The following is a 26045-nucleotide window of genomic DNA, read 5'->3' on the forward strand; positions in this document are numbered from 1 at the left end:
CATCATTACTATGATGCCAATAGCCAACCTTGATTCGCCGCCCCACCCGCCCCGGCCTATTCTTCAACCATGTGTTCAACATGGATCGAGGAGTAGCCAACATGGGCAAACGTCACCCCAATCTTCCCGCGTGGCAATGGCGCGCATACCCGAACAATCACCAGCACCCGGCCAATCTGGTGTTGCACCTGATTGCCGTGCCGTTGTTCATCGTCGCGTTTCTGCTGATCGTCTCCGGGGTGTTCAGCCTGAGCCTGGCGAGTGTCGCCATCGGCGTGATCGGGATCGTCGCGGCGCTGGGTCTGCAGCGCCACGGCCACAGCCTGGAGGCGCAAGCCTCCGAGCCGTTCAGTGATCGCCAGGATGCCGTGTCACGCTTGCTGGTCGAACAGTTCCTGACCTTTCCCCGGTTTTTCCTCAGCGGCGGCTGGTGGCGCGCCTGGCGTGAGCGTCACCGTCGGCATTGAGTCAGGCAAAAATGGTCACGGTCTGCCGACTCATGGCGATCAACTCTCCCTCCGCGCTCCACAGCTTGGCCGCGACGTGACCGTAACCGTCGGCGGCGTACTCGATGTCTGCCAGGTATTTACACCAGTCCAGCGTGCTCAAGTCGCGTAGCGGCTGCACGAATTCGATGGTCCAGGTCAGCGTACTGCCCGGTGCCGGCTTCTTCAGATACGGCAACAGGGCCGGTGGCCACGCGTCCACCAGCGCCAGCAGATGCGCCTCATTGACCGGCTCTTCCTTGACGTCCCCACGCAAGCGCACCCAGCCGCCCATCTGCCGCGATTGATTGCCGGTGAACGGCATGCCGCCGACGCTCCAGCGCATGGCCAGATGACGCATGAACTCCGGGGTTACGCCCTTGATATAGGGCAGTTCCTGGCATTCTTCCCAGTGCTTCATTTCGGCTGCCGGATACGCGGCAACCGCCACTTCCGAAGGTCGTGACGCCCCAAAGCTGCCTTGCACGATCGTCACCACCTGACCGTTCTGCAGGGCGCGGCCCAACACTTGGCTGACCGCTTTGCCTTCGCGCAACACATCGACTTCGAAACTCACCGGCACCTCCGGCTCGACCGGGCCGACAAAGGTGATCGCCAGCGAGCGCACCGGGCGCTCCGCCGGCACTTTCGCGCGCATGGCTTCGTATTGCAGCGCCGCCACCAGGCCACCGAAGCTGGCCCGGCCCTGGCCCCACTCGGCGGGAATGGTCAGTTCTGGCTGGCGACGGACCGCCTCGAGCAGATCGGAAAAGCGCATGACAACCTCAGCAAGCGAAATGTGGATGCCGCGATCTTAACCAGCATGGCAGAGCACCGCAGCGTCTATTCCGGTCAAATGGACTGACAGAAAGGCCTTACCCCGATTTCCTGTTCAAAGAAAAACCCCTGCAGGCGCTGCCGAAGGCTGCGATCTTTTGACCTTCAAAAGCCAAGATCGCAGCCTTCGGCAGCGCCTGCAGGGGTTCAGGTGATATCAGGATTGTTTGAAGCAGCTTGAACTGAGCTTTTCCAGCACCCGGTCCGCCTTGGCTTCAGCCTTGATCAGGCCGGCCTGCCAGGTCGCCACGCAGGGTTGCAGATCGCTTTCCTGCTCGGCCCGCGCCAGCCACTGCCAGCAATCGTGCCAGTCGCCCAGTGCGCCCTGCGCCGACTTCAGCCGTTCCAGCGCTGGTTCGGGCAGACGATCCAGTTCCGGATAGGCTTCGATGCCATAGCGCACGCGCTTGATCAGCAAGCGCAAACGATGTCGGTCGTGGGCTGGATCGTGCAGCGCCTCGTCGAGTTTTTCCCATTGCTTGTGCAGGCGTTTTTCAATGCGCTTGCCCAGGCCCTTGAGCAGGCCCTGGCGCTCGGAAGCGCGCAGGAATCGCGGGAAGGCATCGAGGATGATCAGCAGCGACGCCACTTCCGCGCTCGCGGCCAGGGTCGGATAGGCTTCGGCCATTTGCGCCAAGCGCCGTTGCGCCGCGTGCGGTTGATCGTGCTTTAGCAGATACGCCGCCAGCACCTCACGGTCGCGCCACGGCGTGGTCAACTGGCCCACCGCCGACGCGGCACCCTCCAGTTGCTCGACACCGGGCAAACCACGCAGTGGCCGGAGCAGGCTGCGCAAGCGCCGCACCGTGGTGCGCAAGTCGTGCAGCGCCTCAGGGTCGGTCCGCGCGGTCAAACGCGCCTGACAGGCCAGCAGCCGTACTTCCAGGCTCAGGACATGAGCCACCAACCGATCCACCAACGCCGACATCACTCGCTCCTGATTCCAATGGCCTGAAACACAAGTCTGCCGTTGCAAGACAGCAGCATCCTTGCGTTACGTCAGCAGCTTAGCGTCCGGCGCGGGATTCGCGAATATAGAAACGGGCTTTCTCGGCCTTGTTGCTGCAGCCTTCGAAGCCTTCGAATTGCTGCTGGGTCTTGGCAGCCGTCAGCAACGACAGCGCCTTGGAGTAGCTGACCGTGCCGGCAAACCCTTCGGCCTTGGCCAGGTCCAGTTCATGCCACGCCGCATCCAGCTGACTGCCACAGCTGTCACGATAAGCAGTCTTGCCAGCGCAACCGGCCAATGCCAGCGCGATCAACGGCACACAGATCCAGGCTTTCATCACTTACACCTCAAAATAGGTCAACAGTCGTGCAGTTAAGACGGTGTGGCGAGGAAAAAGTGCCTTGGCGCCCCATGAATCTGCGGTGACGAAAGCATAACGCCGAGTGGTCACGGAGTATCGAAAAAACGACGCCCCTGCCGTCTCGAACGACCCTGCCGATTGTCGCCCGCCCCCGGATGGGTGCATTGTGCAACCTTGTCGGGGAGGAAGTTTGATGAAAAAGCGTGTCGCACTGGTATTGGGCTCCGGTGGCGCCCGGGGGTATGCCCATATCGGGGTCATCGAGGAGATCGAAAGACGCGGTTACGACATTGCCTGCATTGCCGGTTGTTCGATGGGCGCGGTGGTCGGCGGGATCTATGCGGCGGGCAAACTCGAGGAGTACCGCAACTGGATCGAGACCCTCGATTATCTGGACGTGCTGCGGCTGGTGGACGTGAGCTTCCGCCTCGGGGCGATCCGAGGCGAAAAGGTCTTCGGACAGATCCGCAAGATCGTCGGCGAGATCAACATCGAAGACCTGCGCATCCCCTACACCGCCGTCGCTGCCGACCTCACCAACCAGCAGGAAATCTGGTTCCAGGAAGGCTGCCTGCATCAGGCGATGCGCGCCTCGGCGGCGATTCCCAGCCTGTTCACCCCGGTGATGCAGGGCAACCGGATGCTGGTCGACGGCGGCATTCTCAACCCGTTGCCGATCGTCCCGGTGGTGTCGAGCCACTGTGATCTGATCATTGCCGTCAATCTCAACTCGACCAACCAGCGCCATTACAAACTGCCGGTGATCCAGCGTCCGCCAGCGTTTCGCTCGCGCTTCGACAGTTTGATCAGTTCGCTGGGTTCGAAGATGCCATTCCGTCGCACCCAGGCTGAACAATTATTGCGCCTGGAACAGGAAGCCTTGAGGGCCGAGGCGGCGGACATCAACCCGTGGCTAGAAGGTGCCGAACCCGAAGCCCAGCAACCGGCTGCCGCGCCCGAGCGTGAGGGCGCACCGAAATCCGCTACGGGCTCGTTCATCATCGACAACGTCGGGCCCGCGTCACTGCTGGACCTGATCAACCAGAGTTTCGAGGTGATGCAGACCTCGCTGGCGCAATACAAGATTGCCGGGTATCCGCCGGACATCCTGATCAACGTGCCGAAGCGCGTGTGCCGGTTTTTCGAGTTCTACAAGGCGCCGGAATTGATCGCGCTGGGACGCGAGATTGCGCGGGATACGCTGGATCGGTATGACAGCGAACAGAGCAGAGAGCCCTGAAGCTTTGCGTTGCCTCAAGGCCGCCTTCGCGAGCAGGCTCGCTCCCACATTTGGAATGCATTCCCCTGTGGGAGCGAGCCTGCTCGCGAAGGCGCCAGATCATCCAATAAAAAACTAAAGACTGTTCTCGCTCAACAGCCGATACCCAACCCCCGCTTCTGTCACGATAAACCGCGGCCGCGTCGGATCATCCGCCAGCTTCTGGCGCAAATGCCCGACCACAATCCGCAGGTAGTGGCTGTCCTCGGTGTGCGTCGGCCCCCAGATGTCCTTGAGCAATTGCTGCTGGGTGATCACCCGCCCCGGATGCCGCGCCAGTTGCGCCAGCACCGCGTACTCCTTGCGGGTCAGCGCCACTTCGACGCCGTCGAGCAACACCCGCCGATAGGCCAGATCCACGGTGAGCGGACCGAACGTCAGCGCCGCTTGCTGGGCCTCACCGGCCGGCGCCTGACGCAACAAGGCGCGGACCCGGGCGAGAAATTCCTGAATGCCGAACGGCTTGGTCACGTAGTCGTTGGCGCCACCATCCAGCGCCTGGACTTTCTGCCCTTCGCTGGCCCGCACCGAGAGCACCAGCACCGGCGCCGTGGCCCACTCGCGAAACTCGCGCAGCACCTGCTGGCCGTCCATGTCCGGCAGGCCGAGATCGAGCACCAGCAAGTCGGGTTTGTTCAGCGCCGCCTGGGCCAGGCCTTCGGCACCGGTGCCAGCCTCCAGCACTTTGTAGCCTTGCGAGGCGAGGCTGATGCGCAGGAATTTGCGGATCTGCGGTTCGTCATCAATGACCAAAATGGTCGCGGTCTGGCTCATGAATTCACATCAACACAAAAGATTGGCAAGAGAGTAGCGCAGCCGGGCTCAGGCTTCATTGTCCATTCCCGGTTGCGTCTGCAATGGCAGGTGCAGGGTGATGCTGGTGCCGCGCCCGTCGATGCCGTCGGCGACACTGATCCGCCCGCCATGCGCGCCGACCATGCCCTGACAGATCGCCAGGCCCAGACCGGTGCCCTGCCCGCCGCGATCACCGCGCGCGGCGGTGTAGAACATGTCGAAAATCTTCGCCCGCTCGTCCTCGGGGATCCCCGGGCCTTCGTCGCTGACCGTAAAGAAAATCTCGTCGTATGTCGCGCCAGCACTCAGTTGCAAGCGACCGTGCGGTGGTGAGAAGCGTGCAGCGTTTTCCAGCACGTTGACCAGCGCCTGTTCGATCAGCGCCGCATGCACGAACAGCAGCGGCAACTCGGCAGGCACATCGGTGCTGACCTGCAACGGCGCCAACACCGCACGCAGGCGATTGAGCGAACTGCCGACAATGTCGGCCGGCGCCACCCAGTCGCGCGCCAGCTTCAACGCACCGTGGCCGAGACGGGTCATGTCCAGCAGGTTCTGGATGTAGCGGTCGAGGCGCTCGGCTTCATCGCGGGTGCCTTCGAGCAACTCGCGACGATCCTCCAGCGGAATGGCTTCACCGAGGGCCAGCAGGCTGTCGATGCTGCCGCGCATGGCGGTCAGCGGTGTGCGCAAATCGTGGGACACCGACGCCAGCAGCGCACTGCGCAATTGCTCGGTTTCGCCGTGCAGGCGCGCAGCCTCCAGATCATCCGCCAGTTGCGCCCGGGCCAGGGCTTGGGCCAGTGGCTGACTCAACGCGGTGAGCAGGCGTCGACGCTGGCCGCTCAAGGTCTGACCCTCTTTGGCGCAGACCCCGAGCAACGCCAGCGGCCCGTCCTCCACCGACAGCGGCCACCACCACCAGCGACCGAACGGCAGCGTGCCGGTGCCCATGCCAGCCGGTTGATCGTGCTGCCAGGCCCAGTCGGCGGCAGCACGTTCGGATTCGGTAAATTCCAGCGGCCCGCCGGTCTCGACTTTCCAGCCGCCCTGCCCGTCTCGATTGAGCAGGCACAACTGCAGATCGCTCCAGCCATTGAGGTGCTGCGCGGCAGCGCTGATCACCGCCTGACGGTCCGTCGCGGCAGTGAGTTTGCGCGACAGGTCGAGCAGTTCGCTGGTTTCTTCCTGCGTATCGCGCAGGGCCTGCAGCTGCCGGCGCTGGCGTGCGGCGAGGTTGCCGGTGAGCGCCGCCATCAGCAGGAAAAACAGCAAGGTCAGGACGTCTTCTTCGCGCTGGATGGCGAAGGAAAAATTCGGTGGGATGAACAGAAAATCGTAAGTCAGGAAGGACAACGCCGCGCAGGCCAGCGCCGGTCCGAGGCTGCTGCGCACCGCCACCAGCAGCACCGCCGCAAGGAACACCAGCGAGATGTTCGGCAACGGCAAAAGACTCGATACCGCCCACGCCAGCGCACTGGCCAACACCGTGGCCACCAGCGCCAGCGCATAGTCGAACCAGACCAGCGTCGGCGTTATCCGCTGGCGCGGTTGCGGGTGATCATGGTCGTTGTCGAGGACGTTGATTTCCAGGCCGTGAGCCTGCCGCAGCAAACGCGCGGCGAGCCCGCCACCGAACAGACGACGACGCAGACTCGGCCGTGACTGACCGACCAGCACCAGACTGGCGCGGCGTTCGGCGGCATGCTGAATCAGGGTCTTCGCCACTTCACCGGCACGCAGCAACACCACTTCGCCGCCCAGGCGTTCAGCCAATTGCTGGGCGCTTTGCAGGCGCAGCCGCGACTGCTCGTCGCGCACCGTGCCGTTGTCGACATGCACCAGACTCCACGGCAAATGCCGACGCTGGGCGACGCGGCTGGCGTGACGCACCAGGCGTTCAGCCTGCGCATCGCCGTCGACGCCGACCAGCAAACGTCCACGCACCGCCGGGGCGGCCTGGCCCAATTGGCGATAGCCTTGGGCGAGATCGTTATCGACCTGCGCGGCCGCCGTTTGCATCGCCAGCTCGCGCAGCGCGGTGAGGTTGGTCTGGGTGAAAAACGCATCGATCGCCGCCCGCGCCTGCTCCGGCACGTAGACCTTGCCTTCGCGCAGACGCTCCAGGAGCTCGCGCGGCGGCAGGTCGATCAACAGCAGTTCGTAGGCTTCCTGCAGCACCCAGTCCGGCAGGGTTTCGCGCACCTGCACACCGGTGATGCCGCGCACCTGATCGTTGAGACTTTCCAGGTGCTGGACGTTGACCGTGGTGTAGACGTCGATGCCGGCGGCGAGCAGTTCCTGAATGTCCTGCCAGCGCTTGGCGTGGCGACTGCCGGGGGCATTGGTGTGGGCCAGCTCGTCCACCAGCACCAGTTTCGGTTTGGCCGCGAGCAGGCCATCGAGGTCCATTTCTTCGAGCATCACGCCACGGTATTCCGAGCGCACCAAAGGCTGCTGCGGCAAGCCGCCGAGCAGCGCTTCGGTTTCTGCGCGGCCGTGGGTTTCGACGACGCCGGCGATGATTTTCACGCCCTGACGCAATTGCGTGTGCGCGGCCTGGAGCATTGCGTAGGTCTTGCCGACACCGGGGGCGGCGCCGAGGAAGACTTTGAGCCGGCCACGGCCGTCGCGGGGCAGGTCTGCTAACAGCGCGTCGGCGCGGCCGGAGTCACTCATCGGGGTTTGCCTTGTTCGGTTTGAAATTGAGGTGAGGCATTAAAAGATCGCAGCCTTCGGCAGCTCCTACAGGGCTTACGCCGATCCATTGTAGGAGCTGCCGCAGGCTGCGATCTTTTGATCTACAGCTTTTCCAGTGCCATGTTCAACTCCAGCACATTTACCACCGGTGGCCCCACCAGCGGCTGTTCGATATGCGCATCGAGCAGTTGCTGCAAGGTCGACACCGGCAGGTTGCGAGCGGCCGCGACACGCGCCAGTTGATAGGCAATTGCCGCCGGTGGCAAGTGTGGATCGAGGCCGCTGCCGGAGGTGGTCAGCAACGCCAATGGCACCGGCCCCTGGCCTGGCACCTGCAACTTGTGAGCGTCATCGATCACGCGAGTGGCCAGCGCCGGATTGCTCGGCGCGAAGTTGCTGGCACTGCTGGAAACGGTTGCGAAGGCACCCGCCGAAGGACGCGGATGGAACCACGCATCACCGACGAAATCCTGGGCGATCAGCGACGAGCCGCGCACCTTGCCGTCGGCATCGTGCACTAGGCTGCCGTTGGCCTGTTCAGGGAAAGCGACCTGCGCAACGCCGGTCACCACCAGTGGATAGGCCACGCCGGTGATCAGGGTCATCAGCACCAGCAGGCTCAGGGCCGGACGTATCATTGTGGACATTGCAAAATCCTCTTCCAAATTGGCAACGCTGCGCCACCTGTGGCAAGGGAGCTCGCTCCCGCTGGGCTGCGCAGCAGTCGTAAAGCGTTCAATGCGGCGTGTCTGGCGATCCGTGGTGGCCGGGTCGGGTCTGCTTCGCAGCCCGGCGGGAGCAAGCTCCCTCCCCACAAAAAGCGGCGCCCGGCCAGTCAGTCGTTACACCAGATGCAGCGCCGTCAGCAGCATGTCGATCGCCTTGATCCCCACGAACGGCACCAGAATCCCGCCCAGTCCGTAGATCAGCAGGTTGCGACGCAGCAATGCCGCCGCACTCGCCGCCTGCACGCGCACACCGCGCAGGGCCAGCGGAATCAGCACCACGATGATCAGGGCGTTGAAGACGATGGCCGAGAGAATCGCGCTCTGCGGACTGGTCAGGTGCATGATGTTCAGCACGCCCAGTTGCGGGTAGATCGCCGCAAACAGTGCCGGCAGGATCGCGAAGTATTTGGCCACGTCGTTGGCGATGGAAAAGGTCGTCAGCGCGCCACGGGTCACCAGCAATTCCTTGCCGATCTGCACCACGTCCAGCAGCTTGGTTGGGTCGCTGTCGAGGTCGACCATGTTCGCCGCTTCGCGTGCTGCCTGAGTGCCGTCGTTCATCGCCATGCCGACGTCAGCCTGAGCCAGCGCCGGCGCGTCGTTGGCGCCGTCGCCGCACATGGCGACCAGACGACCGTCGTTCTGCTCAAGGCGGATGCGCGCCAGTTTTTTCTCCGGGGTGGCTTCGGCGAGCACGTCATCGACGCCCGCTTCAGCGGCGATGGCCGCTGCGGTCAACGGGTTGTCACCGGTGACCATCACGGTGCGAATCCCCAGTTTGCGCAGCTCGGCAAAGCGCTCGCGAATGCCTGGCTTGACCACGTCCTTGAGGTGGATCGCACCGAGCAGTTTGCCGTCGGCGCAAACCAGCAACGGGGTGCCGCCGCTCTGGGCGATCTTGTCGATTTCCCGCGACAGCGCAGGGGCCAGATCGGAGCGTTGTTGACCGAGGAAGGCAAGCAGCGAATCCACGGCGCCCTTGCGGTACACGCGGCCCTGATAGTCGACACCGGACAAGCGGGTTTCAGCGCTGAACGGCACGGCAGTCAAGGTATCCAGCGCCGGCTCGGTTTGCGGGTGCAGACCGCGCAGGTATTCGACAATGGATTTGCCTTCAGCGGTTTCGTCAGCCAGCGAGGCGAACAACGCGCCTTCGGCCAGTTCGCGACCATTCACACCCGGTGCGGCATACACCGCGCTGCAACGACGGTTACCGAAGGTGATGGTGCCGGTCTTGTCCAGCAGCAGCACGTGCACGTCACCAGCCGCTTCCACTGCACGACCAGACTTGGCGATCACGTTCAGGCGCACCAGACGATCCATCCCGGCGATACCGATGGCCGACAGCAAACCACCGATGGTGGTCGGAATCAGCGTGACCAGCAGCGCCACCAGGAACACCAGCGGCAGGCTGCCGTTGGCGAAATGGGCGAACGGTTGCAGGGTCACCACCACCAGCAGGAAGATCAGGGTCAGGCCGATCAGCAGGATGTCGAGGGCGATTTCGTTCGGGGTTTTCTGGCGTTTGGCGCCTTCGACCAGTGCGATCATGCGGTCGAGGGTCGATTCACCCGGGTTGGCGGTGATCTTCACCAACAACCAGTCGGACACCAGACGCGTGTTGCCGGTGACCGCCGAGCGATCGCCGCCGGACTCGCGAATCACCGGCGCCGATTCACCGGTGATCGCCGCTTCGTTGACCGCCGCGATCCCTTCGATGACTTCGCCGTCACCGGGGATCATCTCCCCGGCTTCAACGCGCACCACATCGCCCTTGCGCAGGTTGGCGGCAGGCACCACCTGGAAGCTGCCATTGGCCAGTTTGCGCCGCGCACTAAGACCTTCGCTGCCCGCCTTGAGGCTGTCGGCGCGGGCCTTGCCGCGACCTTCGGCCAAAGCTTCGGCGAAGTTGGCAAACAGCACGGTGAACCACAGCCACAGGGCAATCTGCGCGGCGACGAAAGTCGGCACGACGTTGTCCGGAATGAAGCACAGCACGGTGGTGAAGATCGCGGTCAGTTCGACCACCAGCATCACCGGCGAACGCACCAGCTGCCGCGGGTCGAGCTTGACGAACGCTTGCACCAGCGCCGGACGCCACAGCGCCGAGATCGCGGTTTTAGGTGCTTCTGCCGACTTGGTCGGCACCGCAGGTTTTGCAGGAACATGCATATTCATGATGGATTCCTTAGAAGCCCATGCTCAGGTGTTCGGCGATCGGGCCGAGCGCCAGGGTTGGCAGGAAGGTCAGGCCGCCCACCAGCAAAATGGTCACGGTCAACAGGGTCACGAACAGCGGACCATGGGTCGGGAAGCTGTTCTGGCCAATCGGCGCGGTTTTCTTCATCGCCAGGCTGCCGGCCAGTGCCAGCACCGGCAGGATGTAACCGAAGCGGCCGATCAACATGCCCAGACCCAGCATCAGGTTGTGAAACGGCGTGTTGGCGCTCAGGCCACCGAACGCCGAACCGTTGTTCGCGCTGGCCGAGGTGTAGGCGTAGAGCAACTGGCTGAAACCGTGCGGGCCTGGGTTACTGATGGTCGCCGCCGGGCCTGGCAGGACCGCCGCGATGGCGCCGAGCACCAGTACGCCCACCGGCATCACCAGCAAGGTCACCACCAGCAATTGCACCTCGCGCGCCTGCAGTTTCTTGCCGAGGTATTCCGGGGTGCGGCCAATCATCAGGCCGGCGAGGAACACTGCGATCAGCACGTTGAGCAACATGCCGTAGAGCCCGGCACCGACGCCGCCGAAGATCACTTCGCCGACCATCATGTTGACCAGCGCAACCATGCCGCTGAGCGGGTTGAGGCTGTCGTGCATGCCGTTGACCGAACCGTTCGACGCGGCGGTGGTGGTCACCGACCACAGCACAGTGGCGGTGGTGCCGAAGCGTGCTTCCTTGCCTTCCAGCGGCGCGGTCTGTTCGACGGCAACGTTGTTCAGCGCAGGGTTAGGCTGATATTCGGCCCACAGCGACGTCGCGCCGCCGATCAGGAACAGTGCGAGCATGCAGGCGATGATTGCGCGGCTCTGACGCTGGTCTTTGACGTAATGGCCGAAGGTGAACACCAGGGCCACCGGAATCAGAATGATTGACGCCAGTTCGAACAAGTTGCTCCAGGCGGTCGGGTTCTCGAAAGGATGCGCCGAGTTGACACCGAAGAAGCCACCACCGTTGGTGCCCAGTTGCTTGATCGCAATCTGGCTGGCGGCCGGGCCGAGCGGGATCACTTGATCAACGCCTTGCATCGTCACCGCATTCACATACTGCGCGAAGGTCTGCGGTACGCCCTGCCACACCAGGTACAGCGCCAGCAGCAGGCACAGCGGCAACAAGCCGTAGAGGGTGGCGCGGGTCATGTCGACCCAGAAGTTGCCCAGGGTCTTGGCCGACTTGCGCCCGATGCCGCGGCACAACGCAACCAGCACCGCGAGACCGGTGGCGGCGCTGACGAAGTTCTGCACGGTGAGGCCGACCATCTGGCTCAGGTAGCTGAGGGTCGCTTCACCGCTGTAGGACTGCCAGTTGGTGTTGGTCATGAAACTGACCGCGGTGTTGAACGCCTGGGTCCATTCCTGGCCCGGCAGGTTTTGCGGGTTCAGCGGCAGGTGATCCTGGAACAACAGGATCGCGAACAGCAGAAGGAAACCGGCGAGGTTGAACGCCAGCAGGGCCAGCGTGTATTTCTGCCAGCTCTGTTCCGCCTGCGGATCAACCCCGGCAATGCGATAGCAGCCGCGCTCGACCGGGCCGAAAATCGGCGTCAGCCAGGTGCGCTGGCCTTCCATCACTTTGTAGTAAAAGCGCCCGAGGAACGGCGCCGGCAGCAAGACCACCGCAAAAAACGCGAGGATCAGCCAATAGTCATAACTGTGCATAGCCGCTCCTAGTTCCGATCCGCGCGCAACAGCGCAACCAACAGATAAATGAACAGCCCGGCTGCCAACAGCAGGGACACCCCGTCCAGAACGCTCATGGAAGATCTCCGTGTTACGGCGTATTGCCGCGTGTGGAGGCATTGTCGGAAAGGAGGCTGTAAAGGAACGAGACCGAGGGGTGCAGCGGGGCATAAAGAAAGCGTAAAGAGTGGGTTTATGCGGGCTTTACAACAGGTTTTTTGCGCCGTCAGGCCGGGCCTCTTCGCGAGCCGGCTCGCTCCCACACGTTGAAATGCATTCCCCTGTGGGAGCGAGCCTGCTCGCGAAGACGGCATAACAGTCAACATCGCACCCAACTGGCGCACAAATATGTTGGCATCCAGCCGCGAACATCCCCGATACGACAGCTTTCAACTCATTACGACTTGTTTCACAGCAATGGCACGCCCACTGCACACGCCCTCCCCCGAGCTTTCCAAACCGTTCAGGGAGCATGCGCATGAACACACAACTCAAACCCACGCTGGGCACATTGCACCTTTGGGGCATCGCCGTCGGGCTGGTGATTTCCGGTGAGTATTTCGGCTGGAGTTACGGCTGGGGCGTGGCCGGTACACTGGGCTTTCTGGTGACCTCGTTCATGGTCGCCACCATGTACACCTGCTTCATCTTCAGCTTTACCGAACTGACCACGGCGATTCCCCACGCGGGTGGGCCATTCGCCTACAGCCGACGGGCGTTCGGTGAAAAAGGCGGACTGATCGCCGGGCTGGCGACGCTGATCGAATTCGTCTTCGCCCCACCGGCCATCGCCCTGGCAATTGGCGCCTATCTGAATGTGCAGTTTCCGGCACTCGATCCGAAACACGCGGCGGTCGGAGCCTACATCGTGTTCATGACCCTGAACATTCTCGGGGTGAAACTGGCGGCGACGTTCGAGTTGATCGTCTGCGTGCTGGCGGTGATCGAATTACTGGTGTTCATGGGCGTGGTCGCGCCGGCATTCAGCTTCAGCAGCTTTGCCCTGAATGGCTGGGCCGGTTCCGACGTGTTCGGTGCGCCAGCGATTGCCGGGATGTTCGCCGCGATTCCGTTTGCGATCTGGTTTTTCCTCGCCATCGAAGGCGCGGCGATGGCTGCCGAAGAAGCCAAGGATCCCAAGCGCACAATCCCCAAGGCCTACATCAGCGGCATTCTGACCTTGGTGCTGCTGGCGATGGGCGTGATGTTCTTCGCCGGTGGTGTCGGCGACTGGCGCACCCTGGCCAACATCAACGACCCGTTGCCACAGGCGATGAAAACCGTGGTCGGCGACAACTCCGGCTGGCTGCACATGCTGGTGTGGATCGGTCTGTTCGGTCTGGTGGCAAGTTTCCACGGGATTATCCTCGGCTACTCGCGACAGTTTTTCGCCCTCGCCCGCGCCGGATACCTGCCGGCCTCGCTGGCGAAACTCTCGCGCTTCCAGACCCCGCACCGGGCAATCATTGCCGGCGGCGTGATCGGCATTGCCGCGATCTACAGCGACGGCCTGATCAACCTCGGCGGCATGACCCTGACCGCTGCGATGATCACCATGGCCGTGTTCGGCGCCATCGTGATGTACATCATGAGCATGCTCAGTCTGTTCAAACTGCGAAAATCCGAACCCAATCTGGAGCGGACTTTCCGCGCGCCGTGCTATCCGCTGGTGCCGATGATTGCGCTGGTGCTGGCGGTGGTGTGCCTGGTGGCGATGGCCTGGTTCAACGCGCTGATCGGGCTGATTTTCCTTGGCTTCATGGCGGTGGGCTTCGGCTACTTCCTGCTCACCGGCCAGTTGCGCGCCGATGCGCCGGCCGATGCGATGCTGACCGGCCAATAACCCATCATGCAGGAGTTGCCGAAGGCTGCGATCTTTTGATTTTGTTTTTGAAAAAGCAAAGTCAACAGATCGCAGCCTTCGGCAGCGCCTACAGGGAATTAAGGCATAGCGGGGATCTCGGGCCTAGAATGGAACCACTGCGAACTGACTTCGCTCAAAAGTGGTATGCAGCATTGCAGGCGAAATCCTCGCCCGTCGAGCTGCCATTAAGGAGAGCCGTTATGCCCTGGTATGCCTGGTTGATTCTGGTCGTTGCAATCGGCTCGATCGTTGGCGGATTGATGATGCTGCGCGACACTGCCAACAAGGTCGAACTGACCGACGAAGAACGCAAGCGCGTTGCGCAGCGCAATGCCGAAGCGGACATCAAGGACGCGCAAGACCGTTGAACGAAAAACCCCGCCTGAATCGGCGGGGTTTGTTTTTTTAGGCACGTTTCGTTGCCGTTACTCGCACATAAGGATCATATTGAACTCAACAACCGAATTTTAAGCAGTAGAAGTACAGTCACCATGTCATTTTCCTTGGTTAAGATGGCGGTCTTGTTGCGGAGAGTTCCACATGCGTTACTCGCAAGATCATAAAGCTCAGACCCATCAGCGAATCATCAAGGAAGCCTCCGCGCGGTTTCGCAAGGACGGCATCGGTGCCACCGGCCTGCAACCGCTGATGAAAGCATTGGGGCTGACTCACGGCGGCTTCTACTCACACTTCAAATCCAAGGACGAACTGGTCGAAAAAGCCCTGCAGGCAGCGAGCGATCAAGTCGACGGCTTGTGCGCCGAGATCTTTGCCCAGGAAAATCCGCTGCACGCGTTTATCGACACCTATCTGTCCGAATGGCATCAGACCTCACCGCACGAAGGCTGCCCGCTGCTGACCATTTCTTCAGAACTGGGCCTGCGCGGGCAGCCTAGCCCGACCAGTGATCATGTGCTCAGCAGTCGACTGGATCAGATCGCAAATACGCTGAACGGCGACGACAGAGCCGACCAGGCCATCGTCATCATGTCGACGCTGGTGGGCGCGTTGTTGCTGTCGCGCAGTGTCGCCGACGTCGAGTTGGCCCAACGCATCCTCGACGTCACTCGCGATCATCTCAAGCAGTCGCAGGATTAAGCCTGCCAACGTTTGAACAACACGCTGGCGTTCACTCCGCCAAATCCGAAACCGTTGGATAACGCATATTCGATCGGCATCGAACGCGCTTGGCCGTGAACGATGTCTACACCTGCGCTCGCCGGGTCCGGGTTGTCGAAATTGAGCGTCGGCGGCACAACCTGATCGCGGATGGCCAACAAGGTGAAGATCGCTTCCAGCCCGCCCGCTGCCCCGAGCAAATGCCCCGTGGCCGACTTGGTCGAGGTCACGGCAATTTTATTTTCAGTGCCGAACAACGCCTTGATGGCAGCCAACTCGCCGAGATCTCCCACTGGCGTGGACGTCGCATGCGCATTGAGATGCTGCACCTGATCCGGCGCGACACCTGCCTGAGCCAGCGCCAACTGCATCGCCCGTCGTGCACCGCTGCCATCTTCCGGCCCGGCGGTCAGGTGATAAGCATCGGCAGTGGTGCCATAACCGACCAGCTCAGCCAAAGGTTGCGCACCACGTGCCAGCGCATGTTCCAGCGATTCGATTACCAGCAGACCGGCGCCCTCGCCCATCACGAACCCATCACGCCCGCTGTCGAACGGTCTTGAGGCACGTTCGGGGGTGTCGTTGTAGCCGCTGGACAGCGCTCGGGCTGCGGCAAAACCGGCCAGACTGACCCGGTCAATACAGGCTTCCGCACCGCCGCAAACAGCGATATCCGCTTCACCGGCACGAATCATCCGCGCAGCATCGCCAATCGCCTGCACTCCGGCAGCACAGGCAGTCACCGGTGCACCCAGTGGGCCTTTCAAAGCGTGCTGGATCGATACATGCCCGGCTGCCAGATTGACCAGAAACGATGGGATGGTGAACGGCGACAGACGACGCGGGCCACGACTGTCGGTCGTGCGTACGGCGTCGGCTATTGCACCGAATCCGCCAACACCGGAGCCGATGATTGTTGCGGTACGCACCTGATGCTGCTCCTCGGACGGCTGCCAACCGGCCTGCGCCAATGCCTGGCGCGCCGCTTCCATGGCGAACAGTATGAAGCGGTCCATCTTCTTCTGCTCTTTGGGCGGCGTAGCAAGGTCCGGATCGAAACCGGCCTCGGCGTCATCCGCCGCCGTTGGCACCATCCCGGCGACCCGGGTCGGCAGATCGGCGCTCACCGCGTCCGGCAAATTGCGCAAGCCCGAGCGCCCGGCCAGCAAACGCTGCCAGACAATTTCGACATCACTGCCCAAAGGCGAAACCAGACCCATGCCGGTGACAACAATTCGACGCTGACTCATACCGCAGTTACCTCTGATCAATTTTTGTAGCGTTGAGCCGCCGAGCTGCGCGACAGATTCGGCGCCATGACATGCCGCGCACGTACAAACGCTTGCCATTCACCTTCGTCCGGCAGCGACGGGATAGTAATCAACTCGCCCTGATCCAGACCGGCCAACGCCGCGTCCACCATCTCGCCGGCCTCCATCACCATCTCCGCCGGAATGCCACTGGCGTCGATGCCAGAGCGCTCCCAGATCTCGGTGCGGGTAACGCCAGGCAACACCGCTTGCACTTTGACGCCGGTGCCTTCGAGTTCGCTGTTGAGCGACTGGGTCAGGCTCAATACGTAGGCTTTGCTGGCGCTGTAGGTCGCGTTGAAGCGCTCCGGAAACAACGCCACCACCGAGGCGATGTTGATGATCGTGCCGCGACCGGCCTTGGTGAAACTGGCCGCGGCGGCCGACGCCAAGCGGGTGACCGCCGTGATGTTGAGCTGGATCAGACGCTCCAGCTGCTCCATGTCGGCATTGGCCAACAGCCCCTCGGTGGCGACCCCGGCGTTGTTCACCAGCAGGCTGATGACCGAATCGCTGCGCAGGCGCTGCTCGACCTTGAGTACGTCGTCTTTGTGGGTGAGATCCGCCTTGAGCACTTCAACCTGTACGCCATGCTCCATGCGCAGCTTACTGGCGGCAGCCTGCAGTCGCTGTTCATCGCGCGCGACCAGCAGCAAATCGTAGCCGCGCGACGCCAAACGCTCGGCGTAAATCGCACCGATGCCGGAAGAGGCGCCGGTGATAAGGGCTGAGCCCTGAGACTGGACAGCATTCATAAATGTGCTCCCGGTGGGCGTAGGTGATGACATGAGGCATGAGTATAGCCATGCCCCTGGAAAATATTACAGATGTAATCTTACAGACTGCAAACGAATTGCGTGGCCCACCGGGAGCTCAGTCTGGGTTCACAAAGAGCCCTCGTTGCCTTTGAAAACCCGAGAGCAGAGCGTTCAGAGGAATATGACAGTTTTGCTGTCAATAGCTTGTGGACAGATTTTAGATACGCGAGAATGCAAAATATTGCTAAATATTTTTCCACAGCGTACTGCGCGGCTTCCGACAGCACCTAATTTTTCAACGTGAGCGTTTAATGAATCTCCCTGCAAAAATACGTTCAGAGAATGAGCATCACGAGATCGATATTCCCGCACTCCTTCGGGATATCTGGAAGCAAAGAGGCATAATTCTGCTATTTACCGGGCTGTCTACGGCAATTGCAGTTACTTATGTTTTAACGGCAAAACCGCAATATAAAGTCCAAAACTACATTACACCTGTTGCCTCTGCAGAACTGGACACGCTGAACGAGTCCGGTCTCTATAAAATTGAGCCGCAAGAAGCGCTAAAACGCGTCGGTTCGTCGCTTGAGTCCTATTATGTACGCCTGCAATTTTTCCAGGCAAATCCCGAGTTGCTATCTCCGCTACAGCGCGATGGGATGTCCACAAAAGATGCACTCAACAGTTTCAACGCAAATGCTTTTTCAGTTGAGCAGATAGACTCTAAAAAAGCCGCCAGTCTTTCCGACGCGATCCAATTTGGCGCGGAGTATCCGTCGGGGATGGATGGCGTTTCTATCGTCAACAACTTCACCGACTTTGTAATCAAGCGCGAAAAAGAAAAAGTCGAAGCAGACTTTAATAAAATCATTGCCAACCGCATCGCCCAGACCGAGAGAAAGCTCGTTTCAAAGAAAGCTGCATATGAAGCTGAAACTGATTCAAAAATTGCAGAGCTTCTGGAGAAAGACCAACTCAAGAAGGAAAACCTTCAGGACGAGCTGAAGGCTCTGCGTCAGCAACTGCAAACTCGTCGGCAGAATCGGATCAAGCAATTGGACGAAGCAATATCCATTGCCAAGAAACTGGGTATTGTCTCCCCGACTACACCGTCCGCGTTTGGTGAAGCATCGCAGACGAGGCAGGGCAATATGATTCGTACCGAGGTGAGCAACCAGACAATACCTTTGTACTTCATGGGTCAATCGGCACTGGAAGCAGAACGCGCAACACTGGTTTCACGAAACTCTGATGATTTCACCGAAACTCGCGTTGACGAAATTCAGAAAGAGCTCAGTCTGCTCGCCAACAATCGTCAGGTTGCGTTACTTAAACAACGTAGAAACGAGGAACTGTTTCTCAAAGGCCTGAGTGATATACGCGAGGAACTGGCGCATCTAAAAAATCTTCATGTCGACTTTGAACAATTTGATCTGGTTAATATCGACAGACCAGCGTCGCCACCCCAATCACCGATAAAACCGAAGAAAGCATTGATCGTGGGCTTGGGCTTGGTGTTTGGATTGTTGCTCGGCACAATGCTTGCGCTGGCACGAATAGTTATGTTTCCGAAAAAAAGGGTTGACCAGTGACCAGCAGTTAGCATATTACTATTGAACGAGTCAGTAATAAAAAAGCCGATCAATGATCGGCTTTTTATATCTTTATTAATTTACTTCCAACCTGTCACGATTCCTTTCCAGAATTGCTTTCCCGATTCCCTTGACTTCAAGCAGTTCATCCACTGATGCAAATGGTCCGTTATTGTCACGGTACGCAACAATCGCCTTGGCCTTTGCCTCACCAATACCACTCAGCTCGCGCTGAAGCGTGGAAGCGTCTGCAGCATTGAGGTCAACCTTATCAGTATTCGCTTTAACAACCGAGTCCATCACTACGGAAGACTCGACAGGCGCCGTTTTAGCCTCCGGAGCAGCGATAGCGGCAATCGATGCTCCGCTTAGAAGGGCAAATACCAGCGAGTAAAAGTAGCTTGTACGCATAAGATGACGCTCCATGACATTAATTGGGAAGCAGCTTTTCCTAAGCTGCTTCCCAAATTTAGTCGATATGCTGGAGCTGTCAAAAACGCCTACGTTACCGAATGTGAAACGATCAAGGCTCCAATCGGCGCTGCTGGTAGATCCAATCGACAATGTCACCATCAGGAGCGTAACCGCTGACGGTTTCACGAAGAAGCTGGCGAACGCGAACGTAGTCATCCTGCTCGACTGAACTGAGCAATTCAGTCAGCTTGATTTTAAGCACGTCCCAGGGCAGATGATCCTCGTTGGCAGTCATGATCATCGGATGTTGGGTGGCCGCCACGTTATCGCCGATCAGCAACTCTTCGTAGAGCTTTTCACCAGGCCGCAAGCCAGTGAACTCTATGGAAATATCGCCATGCAGATTCTTTTCCGAGCGAACGCTCAAGCCTGAAAGATGGATCATTTTTTCGGCGAGCTCCACAATTCTTACCGGCTCCCCCATATCCAATACAAACACATCGCCTCCCTGCCCCATCGAGCCGGCCTGAATAACGAGCTGAGCGGCTTCTGGAATGGTCATGAAGTAACGTGTGATCTTTGGATGGGTGACTGTCAAAGGCCCACCAGACCTGATCTGCTTATAGAACAACGGTATTACCGAACCCGAGGAGCCCAGCACATTACCGAATCGCACCATAGTAAAGCGCGTCTTGTTAACCCTGGAAACATTGGTCACGTCACCGAAGAGAACGGGGGCGAGTTCCCTGCTGAGTGCTTGTAATGTCATCTCGGCCAAACGCTTTGTACTACCCATTACATTTGTAGGGCGCACAGCTTTATCTGTAGAGATCAAAACAAAATTGGCGACACCTGCCATCAACGCTGCCTGCGCAGTATTGAGCGTGCCGATTACATTATTAAGCACACCTTCGGCGATATTGTGCTCAACCATTGGAACATGCTTGTAAGCTGCCGCGTGATATACCGTGTCGACGCGCCAAGTTTTCATGATATCCAGTAACTTATCTTGATTTCGTACTGATCCTAGAATGGGTAGAAGACGAACGGAAAGAGATTCTCTAGCGACTCTTTGTTCAAGCTCGGAGAGGATGCTGTAAAGGTTAAACTCGCTATGCTCAAACAGGAGAAGCATCTTCGGACGTAAGGCCAGAATCTGTCGGCAAAGCTCCGAGCCGATTGATCCTCCGGCACCTGTGACCAGGACCGATAAACCCGTAACGCAGTGTTCCAACAAATCGCCCTGCGCCGGAACGGCATCACGTCCCAATAAGTCGGCGATGTCGACCTCTTGGATATCATCAACTTTAACCCTGCCACTGGCTAGGTCCATAAATCCTGGAACACTTCGGACATGGAGCGGAAAGCCTTCAAGGAAACCAAGAATTTCACGACGCCGGCCACGACTTGCAGAAGGAATCGCTAACAGAATTTCCTGAGCCCCCGTGTCGTCGATCATTTGCTGGATGTGTTTCGGCTTGTACACCTGAAGCCCGGATATAACTCGATCAGCAATGCTCTTGTCGTCGTCTATGAACGCTACCGGGCGCATGATACGTCCCATGCGAAGCGCAGCAACTAATTGGTTACCCGCGGCGCCGGCCCCGAAAATAGCGACTCTTGGCAAGCCGTCGTCCCGACTAGTAAAAGGTACGTGCTGCGCGGCAGCGAACCAATCACCCAGAAAGTATTGACGCATAGCCAATCTCAAACCACCGATCATGATCATGCTCAACCACCAATAGTTGAAAATGATCGAGCGTGGGACCAGTGTCTGGTGGTTGCTATACCAAAATACAATCACGCCGAGTATCAATGACGACAAACTGACAGCCTTGATAATCGCTACAAGTGCGTCGTTGCCAAAATATCGCATCACGGCACGATACATTCCAAAACGAATAAACAGTGGTATACCCACCACCGGCGCGATCAAGAAAAGCCAAGTGTGAGCTATCAACGGGTTTACCATATCGTCGATACCAAGCCGCACCAAAAAAGCCAACCACAGCGCAGCCCACACCAAGACGACATCCGCCGAGACCTGAATGAAGCGCTTTTGCCGGCGTGGCAACCCTAGCAACAGTGTGCGTAACTTATCCATAACTCCGTCGTACACCTCGTACTGCCCCCCTGTTGAACGCTTGTGACGAGCCAGACGCACTCGCCACTTAAAAAACTCTGAATCTCTCAGCGAGGGCTAGATTTTATCTCGAGCTCACCCGCACGGAATTTCACCGCCAGAACAACCAAAGGAACATAGGCAATTATCAGACCTAATGCACCATCTAAGTTGAAGTAGGAAACACACAGAGCGATAGGTAGCAACCACCCTAGGTTAATTGCTGCGACCGCTATGGTCACAGGCAGGTGCTTGCGATATCGGCGTGAAGCGAACTGGTAGGCATGGCTACGATGGGCTTCGTAAACCTTGTCTCCACGGAGAAGACGTCGTATCAAGGTAAAAGTGGCGTCAACGATGAACACGCCTAGCAGAATCAACCAGGTCCAAAGCAGATGCGGCGCTATCCAGGCAGCCTGAATAGAGATCACGCCAAGAACTACGCCCAAAAATCCACTACCCGCATCCCCCATGAAAATACGTGCTGGAGGAAAATTCCAGAATAAAAATCCTGTCACCGCCAAAGCCAACATACTCGGGATCCAGATATGGGATTCGAATCCATTCAAGTAATAAATCAGGCAAGCTCCTAGACAGGCCGAGATGGCCTCAACACTGGCGATCCCATCAATCCCGTCCATAAAGTTATAGAGATTCAACATCCACACTAGATAGATGGCAGCCAAAAAATGGCCGAGCCAACCAAGATCTACGCTCAGTCCCAGCAAACTGACAGGAGGCATGCCTCCCAGCCAGAATAAAGCCCAGGCGGCTGCAAAAAAATGCCCAAGCAATCGCCAACGGGCAGCAATATGACCGTGATCGTCCATGAATCCGATTATTGCGACTATTGTCCCGCCCCCCCCCATGCCAATCAGCAGCGGTAGCGCAACCAAATGCGCCCAAGCCAAAACCGGCAATACCAACAAAAAAGCTATAACTATCGCTACCCCACCACCGCGCGGAGTGGGCATCGAGTGAGAACTTCGGGAGTTTGGAACATCGAGAATGCTGCGAGCCAAAGCATAACGTCGCAAAACCGCTGTCAGAATCAACGACACTAAGACCACTGTCGGTACCAACCACCAATAGATCATTTTATTCTACTTTCTCGAAAATGTTGTGCAGTGACTTTTAGTGCTTCATTCACAGAAACTGGAGGAGACCAACCCAGTAGCACACGTGTCTTAGTGATATCTACACGCAATGATCCACACAAACGATTGGATATATCCTTTCTACCCAGCGCTGCTGCGCCAAACTTGAATGTCCATGCCGGTACAGGTAAGAGACGGGGCGGTCGGTCGAGAGCGAACGCCATTTTTTTCAGCAGCTGCGTAGTTGAAAGATCTTCGCCATCGCTCACTAAAAAAATTTGATTAGAGGCGGCCGGATGACGGATACAGACAAGAATCAAGTCCACTAGATTGTCAACAGCGACGAGACTGCGACTATTGTGAATTGCTCCAAAAGGCAAAGGCACACCTTTGTCAAGCCATTGCATCATACTTTGGAAATTAGCCTTCACGCCGGGGCCATAAACCAATACTGGCCGAATGATGACAACTTCCATGCCGGTTTCGACCGCCAGCGCTTGAAGAGCTTCTTCTGCTTCCTTTTTTGAAATCCCATAAGGATCCACAGGAGCGGGTACATCATCCGGCGAATAAGCAGTATCTATCGAGGTTCCTTCGCCGTTGACTTTGATTGAGCTGATGAAGATAAATCGCCGGACGCCTCCTGCAGCAGCCTGCCTAGCCAGATTCAAAGTGCCTTCAACATTAATCTGTCGAAATGCAGCTAAAGGATCAACCGCTGTGTCGGTCATTACATGAACACGAGCCGCCGAATGTATGACTACGTCTACATCGGCAAAACTTCCTTGCCACTCAGTGGAGCCGTCGATAGTATCAATATTGATTTTTTTTATATCGCCGACAGGTGTCTCCGATCCTTTACGTAAAGGAGCAATAACCGCATAACTTTCACGGACCAGACGACCAAGTATTGCCTTACCAACAAATCCAGTGGCGCCGGTTAAAAAGATGGACCTCGACATTATTTCACATCCTTGCGTAACGTCCCAGAGTGAAACAAGTCTTCTAGACGTTTTAATAGCGTTTTTTTAGAAAAATGACTTAAGTAATAAGAGCGACCCAGCCGCCCCATTTCTTCGCGTTGCACCGCATCAGTCATTGCCATTTTCAAAGTAATGTCGGCAAGTGATTGGGCATCCCCTGACGCACAAGCGTATCCACACCCAGACTCTTCAATAATCTTGGCAGCCTCACCATTAATCATGCCTAAGACAGGCTTGCTAGACGCTAAATATGCCTGAACTTTTCCAGGAACCGTTTTTTCAAAAACGTCGTTTGTCTTCAACGACACAAGTAATGCGTCCGCACAAGCAAATATTTCCGGCATAGCGCTAACAGGGTGGCGACCTAACAACAACACATTTCGCAAATCTCTTGCTTCAACTTGCTCACTAAGCCATTTACTCATGCGCCCATCGCCAACTATAACCCAACGGACGGATGCTGTATCTTTCAATAATTCTGCAGCTTCTAACACTGCGGGCAGATCCTGTGCATCGCCCAAGTTGCCGGCGAAGACAACAGTAAAGTTAAAGTCATCTCGCTTTAACAAATCGGATGTCTTTACAGAAACATTGGAAAAATCATCCTCGGCCCAACTGGGAAAGTAGACCAGGCGTTCCGTATCAATATGGTTTGTGCAGTACTTTATTACATCATCTGAAAACCCGTTAGACTGTAACAGCAAGTAATCGGCACGATTATAAATCCACGAAACGACCTTCCCTACCATGGCTAAAAGGGTGGGACTTCGCAATACACCCACGGCTCGAAGGGTCTCCGGCCACAGATCGAGAACCCAAATATAAACCGGAGCCCTTTTCATTCGGCCGATCAAAATAGCAGGTATCGCTGCCATAATTGGTGAGACAGCATACACAAAAATGGCATCAAACCTTTCATTGCGTAATTTAGCTGAACCAAATACAGAAGCGCTGATAAAAAAAGAAAGGTAATTTAGTACCAAGCGAATACTATTTTTACCACGAGCGATAAGAGGAACGCGAACTACACGCGCACCAAAATAACTCTTGAACCCCTCGGGATCGCTTTTATACTCAGGAAACACCGTCCCTTCAGGATAGTTTGGCATCCCCGTCAATACAGTTACCTCATGACCGTTATCAGAAAAATCGCGCACCAAATCATTGATGCGCATATTTTCAGGCCAAAAATACTGAGTAACTACTAAAATCCTTAATTTATTATCAGACATTCCTGCAGCTCAGTTTAGTATTTCTTCCAAACAACACGATTCACATAGTCAATATAGCTGTGAACTATTCGAACTACTTTATCGGCTACATTCGGCATACTATAGTCCGCTACAAGTCTCAGACTGCGAACTTCCCCTCTGCTTTGCCCTTCAAGTACTTGTAGAGCCTGCATGACCCGCTGAGACTCAAGACCAACCATCATTACGGCGCCCTCTTCCATACCTTCTGGACGTTCGTGCGCTTCACGGATATTCAACGCCGGGAAATTAAGAATCGACGATTCTTCATTAATCGTACCACTGTCAGAAAGTACCGCCTTGGACTCTAATTGCAGCTTGTTGTAATCTTTAAAGCCAAGTGGCTTCAATAGGCAGATGTTCTTATGAAATTTCGCACCCATTGCGTCAACACGTTTTTGCGTCCGAGGATGAGTGGACACAATAATTGGATAATCATACTGAGTCGCAACAGCATTTAGTACGGCTACTAGCTTTCCGAAATTGGTATCGGAATCAATATTCTCTTCTCGGTGCGCACTTACAACAAAATATTTACCCGACTCAAGGCCAAGTCGCTCAATAACATCCGAAGCCTCAATACCTTCTCGATAATAATTGAGCACTTCAAACATTGGACTACCAGTTTTAATAACTCTATCTGGCGGCAGCCCTTCGCTCAGCAGATAGTCACGCGCAATGGTGCTGTAGGTTAGATTAATATCTGCTGTGTGATCGACTATACGTCGGTTAATTTCTTCGGGTACACGCATATCGAAGCAACGATTGCCTGCTTCCATATGAAACGTCGGAATTTTCCGTCGTTTAGCGGGAATTACAGCCATGCAGCTATTGGTGTCGCCCAGCACAAGAAGAGCCTCAGGCTTAACCTCTGCTAATACACGATCAACAGCGATGATGACGTTACCAATGGTTTCTGCACCAGTCGCACCTGCAGCATTCAGAAAATGGTCAGGTTTCCGAATTCCGAGATCCTGAAAAAAAATTTCGTTCAATTCATAATCATAGTTCTGACCGGTGTGTACCAATATATGGTCGCAGTCTCTATCCAGAGCAGCCATAACCCGCGACAAACGAATAATTTCTGGGCGAGTACCCACTACGGTAACGATTCTCAATTTTTTCATTTTTAAATGTCACATTTTAATAAGTGATAAAAACAATCGACAATTCTAATCTCCAACCGCCATGAACGCCATCCATTGGCAAGCAAGAAGTCCAACTGGGACCATTACTGGACGGGCGGACACGATTCTGAGCCGCTAAATAGCCGAATTGAAGCTCGAAGAGCCACATCACTCCAATGTAGGTTCAGCCAAGTCGACCTGGAAAAGCACGTCAAATCGCAACCAATCGGAAAAAACGATATCAACAAAACATTCAATAGCGAACAACTATCAGACCACAGAACCATAATTAGTATAATAAATTGTCGGAAAATAAAGTTAGCCCGATCACAGCCTTTAAGGGGGGTGAGATTAGCGTAAATACGACGCCG

At 57.3% G+C, this 26045-nt stretch carries 23 protein-coding genes; 6 read left to right on the top strand and 17 right to left on the bottom strand.

Features of this window, described 5'->3' with window-relative positions; all coding sequences use genetic code 11:
* Positions 1-101: 101 nt before the first annotated feature.
* A complete protein-coding gene (locus HBN98_RS05675) occupies positions 102-467 on the top strand; it encodes an Mpo1-like protein (protein ID WP_064588591.1) in 366 nt (121 codons plus the stop codon).
* 1 nt (position 468) lies between these two features.
* On the opposite strand, the gene HBN98_RS05680 is transcribed toward HBN98_RS05675, so the two are convergent.
* The 3 genes from HBN98_RS05680 to HBN98_RS05690 form a co-directional block, all read right to left on the bottom strand.
* On the bottom strand, positions 469-1263 hold the full coding sequence (locus HBN98_RS05680; protein ID WP_083368302.1) for an acyl-CoA thioesterase: 795 nt from the start codon (positions 1261-1263) through the stop codon (positions 469-471).
* A 216-nt stretch (positions 1264-1479) separates the two neighbouring features.
* Positions 1480-2250 (bottom strand): CHAD domain-containing protein, encoded by a 771-nt coding sequence (locus HBN98_RS05685; protein ID WP_083368301.1) that lies wholly within the window; start codon positions 2248-2250, stop codon positions 1480-1482.
* 79 nt (positions 2251-2329) lie between these two features.
* Positions 2330-2608 carry a hypothetical protein gene (locus HBN98_RS05690; RefSeq protein WP_007963692.1) on the bottom strand — a complete coding sequence of 93 codons (279 nt, stop codon included), beginning with the start codon at positions 2606-2608 and terminating at the stop codon, positions 2330-2332.
* A 217-nt stretch (positions 2609-2825) separates the two neighbouring features.
* Between HBN98_RS05690 and HBN98_RS05695 the strand changes: the two genes are divergently transcribed.
* Positions 2826-3872 carry a patatin-like phospholipase family protein gene (locus tag HBN98_RS05695; RefSeq protein WP_083368300.1) on the top strand — a complete coding sequence of 349 codons (1047 nt, stop codon included), beginning with the start codon at positions 2826-2828 and terminating at the stop codon, positions 3870-3872.
* A 114-nt stretch (positions 3873-3986) separates the two neighbouring features.
* Here the strand turns inward: HBN98_RS05695 and HBN98_RS05700 are convergent, their stop codons facing one another.
* The 6 genes from HBN98_RS05700 to kdpF form a co-directional block, all read right to left on the bottom strand.
* The gene (locus HBN98_RS05700) at positions 3987-4685 is read right to left on the bottom strand and encodes a response regulator (RefSeq protein WP_003226844.1); all 699 of its coding nucleotides are present in this window, start codon (positions 4683-4685) and stop codon (positions 3987-3989) included.
* Positions 4686-4733: 48 nt separating this feature from the next.
* Positions 4734-7385, bottom strand: coding sequence for a sensor histidine kinase (locus HBN98_RS05705; RefSeq protein WP_083368299.1), 2652 nt, complete (start codon positions 7383-7385; stop codon positions 4734-4736).
* A gap of 122 nt (positions 7386-7507) precedes the next feature.
* Entirely contained in the window at positions 7508-8053 is a 546-nt protein-coding gene (kdpC, locus tag HBN98_RS05710) for a potassium-transporting ATPase subunit KdpC (RefSeq protein ID WP_083368298.1), read from the bottom strand.
* A 195-nt stretch (positions 8054-8248) separates the two neighbouring features.
* Positions 8249-10312, bottom strand: coding sequence for a potassium-transporting ATPase subunit KdpB (gene kdpB, locus HBN98_RS05715; RefSeq protein ID WP_083368297.1), 2064 nt, complete (start codon positions 10310-10312; stop codon positions 8249-8251).
* A gap of 10 nt (positions 10313-10322) precedes the next feature.
* Positions 10323-12017: a potassium-transporting ATPase subunit KdpA gene (gene kdpA, locus HBN98_RS05720; protein ID WP_083368296.1), complete on the bottom strand. Its 1695-nt coding sequence runs from the start codon at positions 12015-12017 to the stop codon at positions 10323-10325.
* A gap of 8 nt (positions 12018-12025) precedes the next feature.
* Positions 12026-12115 (bottom strand): K(+)-transporting ATPase subunit F, encoded by a 90-nt coding sequence (kdpF, locus tag HBN98_RS05725; RefSeq protein WP_007963673.1) that lies wholly within the window; start codon positions 12113-12115, stop codon positions 12026-12028.
* Positions 12116-12516: 401 nt separating this feature from the next.
* Here kdpF and eat point away from each other — a divergent pair, with 401 nt between their 5' ends.
* The 3 genes from eat to HBN98_RS05740 all read left to right on the top strand — a co-directional run bounded on the left by eat (position 12517) and on the right by HBN98_RS05740 (position 15000).
* On the top strand, positions 12517-13881 hold the full coding sequence (eat, locus tag HBN98_RS05730; protein ID WP_064588599.1) for an ethanolamine permease: 1365 nt from the start codon (positions 12517-12519) through the stop codon (positions 13879-13881).
* Between the two features lie 221 nt (positions 13882-14102).
* Positions 14103-14270, top strand: a complete 168-nt coding sequence (locus tag HBN98_RS05735) for a DUF2897 family protein (RefSeq protein ID WP_003226857.1) — start codon at positions 14103-14105, stop codon at positions 14268-14270.
* Between the two features lie 172 nt (positions 14271-14442).
* Positions 14443-15000 (top strand): TetR/AcrR family transcriptional regulator, encoded by a 558-nt coding sequence (locus tag HBN98_RS05740; protein ID WP_083368295.1) that lies wholly within the window; start codon positions 14443-14445, stop codon positions 14998-15000.
* Here HBN98_RS05740 and fabF read toward each other — a convergent pair.
* Together fabF and HBN98_RS05750 are read right to left on the bottom strand one after the other, a co-directional pair.
* Entirely contained in the window at positions 14997-16271 is a 1275-nt protein-coding gene (fabF, locus tag HBN98_RS05745; protein WP_083368294.1) for a beta-ketoacyl-ACP synthase II, read from the bottom strand. The two genes, HBN98_RS05740 and fabF, sit on opposite strands and share 4 nt — an antisense overlap.
* Before the next feature lie 17 nt (positions 16272-16288).
* A complete protein-coding gene (locus HBN98_RS05750; RefSeq protein ID WP_083368293.1) occupies positions 16289-17086 on the bottom strand; it encodes an SDR family NAD(P)-dependent oxidoreductase in 798 nt (265 codons plus the stop codon).
* Between the two features lie 314 nt (positions 17087-17400).
* Between HBN98_RS05750 and HBN98_RS05755 the strand changes: the two genes are divergently transcribed.
* Complete coding sequence (locus HBN98_RS05755) at positions 17401-18681, top strand: Wzz/FepE/Etk N-terminal domain-containing protein (protein ID WP_083368292.1); 1281 nt, start codon at positions 17401-17403, stop codon at positions 18679-18681.
* Between the two features lie 75 nt (positions 18682-18756).
* Here the strand turns inward: HBN98_RS05755 and HBN98_RS05760 are convergent, their stop codons facing one another.
* The 6 genes from HBN98_RS05760 to wecB form a co-directional block, all read right to left on the bottom strand.
* The gene (locus tag HBN98_RS05760; RefSeq protein ID WP_083368291.1) at positions 18757-19092 is read right to left on the bottom strand and encodes a ComEA family DNA-binding protein; all 336 of its coding nucleotides are present in this window, start codon (positions 19090-19092) and stop codon (positions 18757-18759) included.
* 112 nt (positions 19093-19204) lie between these two features.
* Positions 19205-21199 carry a polysaccharide biosynthesis protein gene (locus HBN98_RS05765; protein ID WP_083368290.1) on the bottom strand — a complete coding sequence of 665 codons (1995 nt, stop codon included), beginning with the start codon at positions 21197-21199 and terminating at the stop codon, positions 19205-19207.
* Between the two features lie 86 nt (positions 21200-21285).
* Positions 21286-22314, bottom strand: coding sequence for an MraY family glycosyltransferase (locus HBN98_RS05770; RefSeq protein ID WP_083368289.1), 1029 nt, complete (start codon positions 22312-22314; stop codon positions 21286-21288).
* Positions 22311-23276: a UDP-glucose 4-epimerase family protein gene (locus tag HBN98_RS05775; protein ID WP_083368288.1), complete on the bottom strand. Its 966-nt coding sequence runs from the start codon at positions 23274-23276 to the stop codon at positions 22311-22313. The genes HBN98_RS05770 and HBN98_RS05775 overlap by 4 nt, the downstream gene beginning before the upstream one ends.
* Entirely contained in the window at positions 23276-24529 is a 1254-nt protein-coding gene (locus HBN98_RS05780; RefSeq protein ID WP_083368287.1) for a glycosyltransferase family 4 protein, read from the bottom strand. The genes HBN98_RS05775 and HBN98_RS05780 overlap by 1 nt, the downstream gene beginning before the upstream one ends.
* Before the next feature lie 14 nt (positions 24530-24543).
* A complete protein-coding gene (gene wecB / locus HBN98_RS05785) occupies positions 24544-25674 on the bottom strand; it encodes a non-hydrolyzing UDP-N-acetylglucosamine 2-epimerase (RefSeq protein WP_083368286.1) in 1131 nt (376 codons plus the stop codon).
* Between the last annotated feature and the right edge of the window lie 371 nt (positions 25675-26045).

This window comes from Pseudomonas koreensis (genome assembly GCF_012986595.1).
GTDB classification, from domain to species: Bacteria; Pseudomonadota; Gammaproteobacteria; order Pseudomonadales; family Pseudomonadaceae; genus Aquipseudomonas; species Aquipseudomonas koreensis.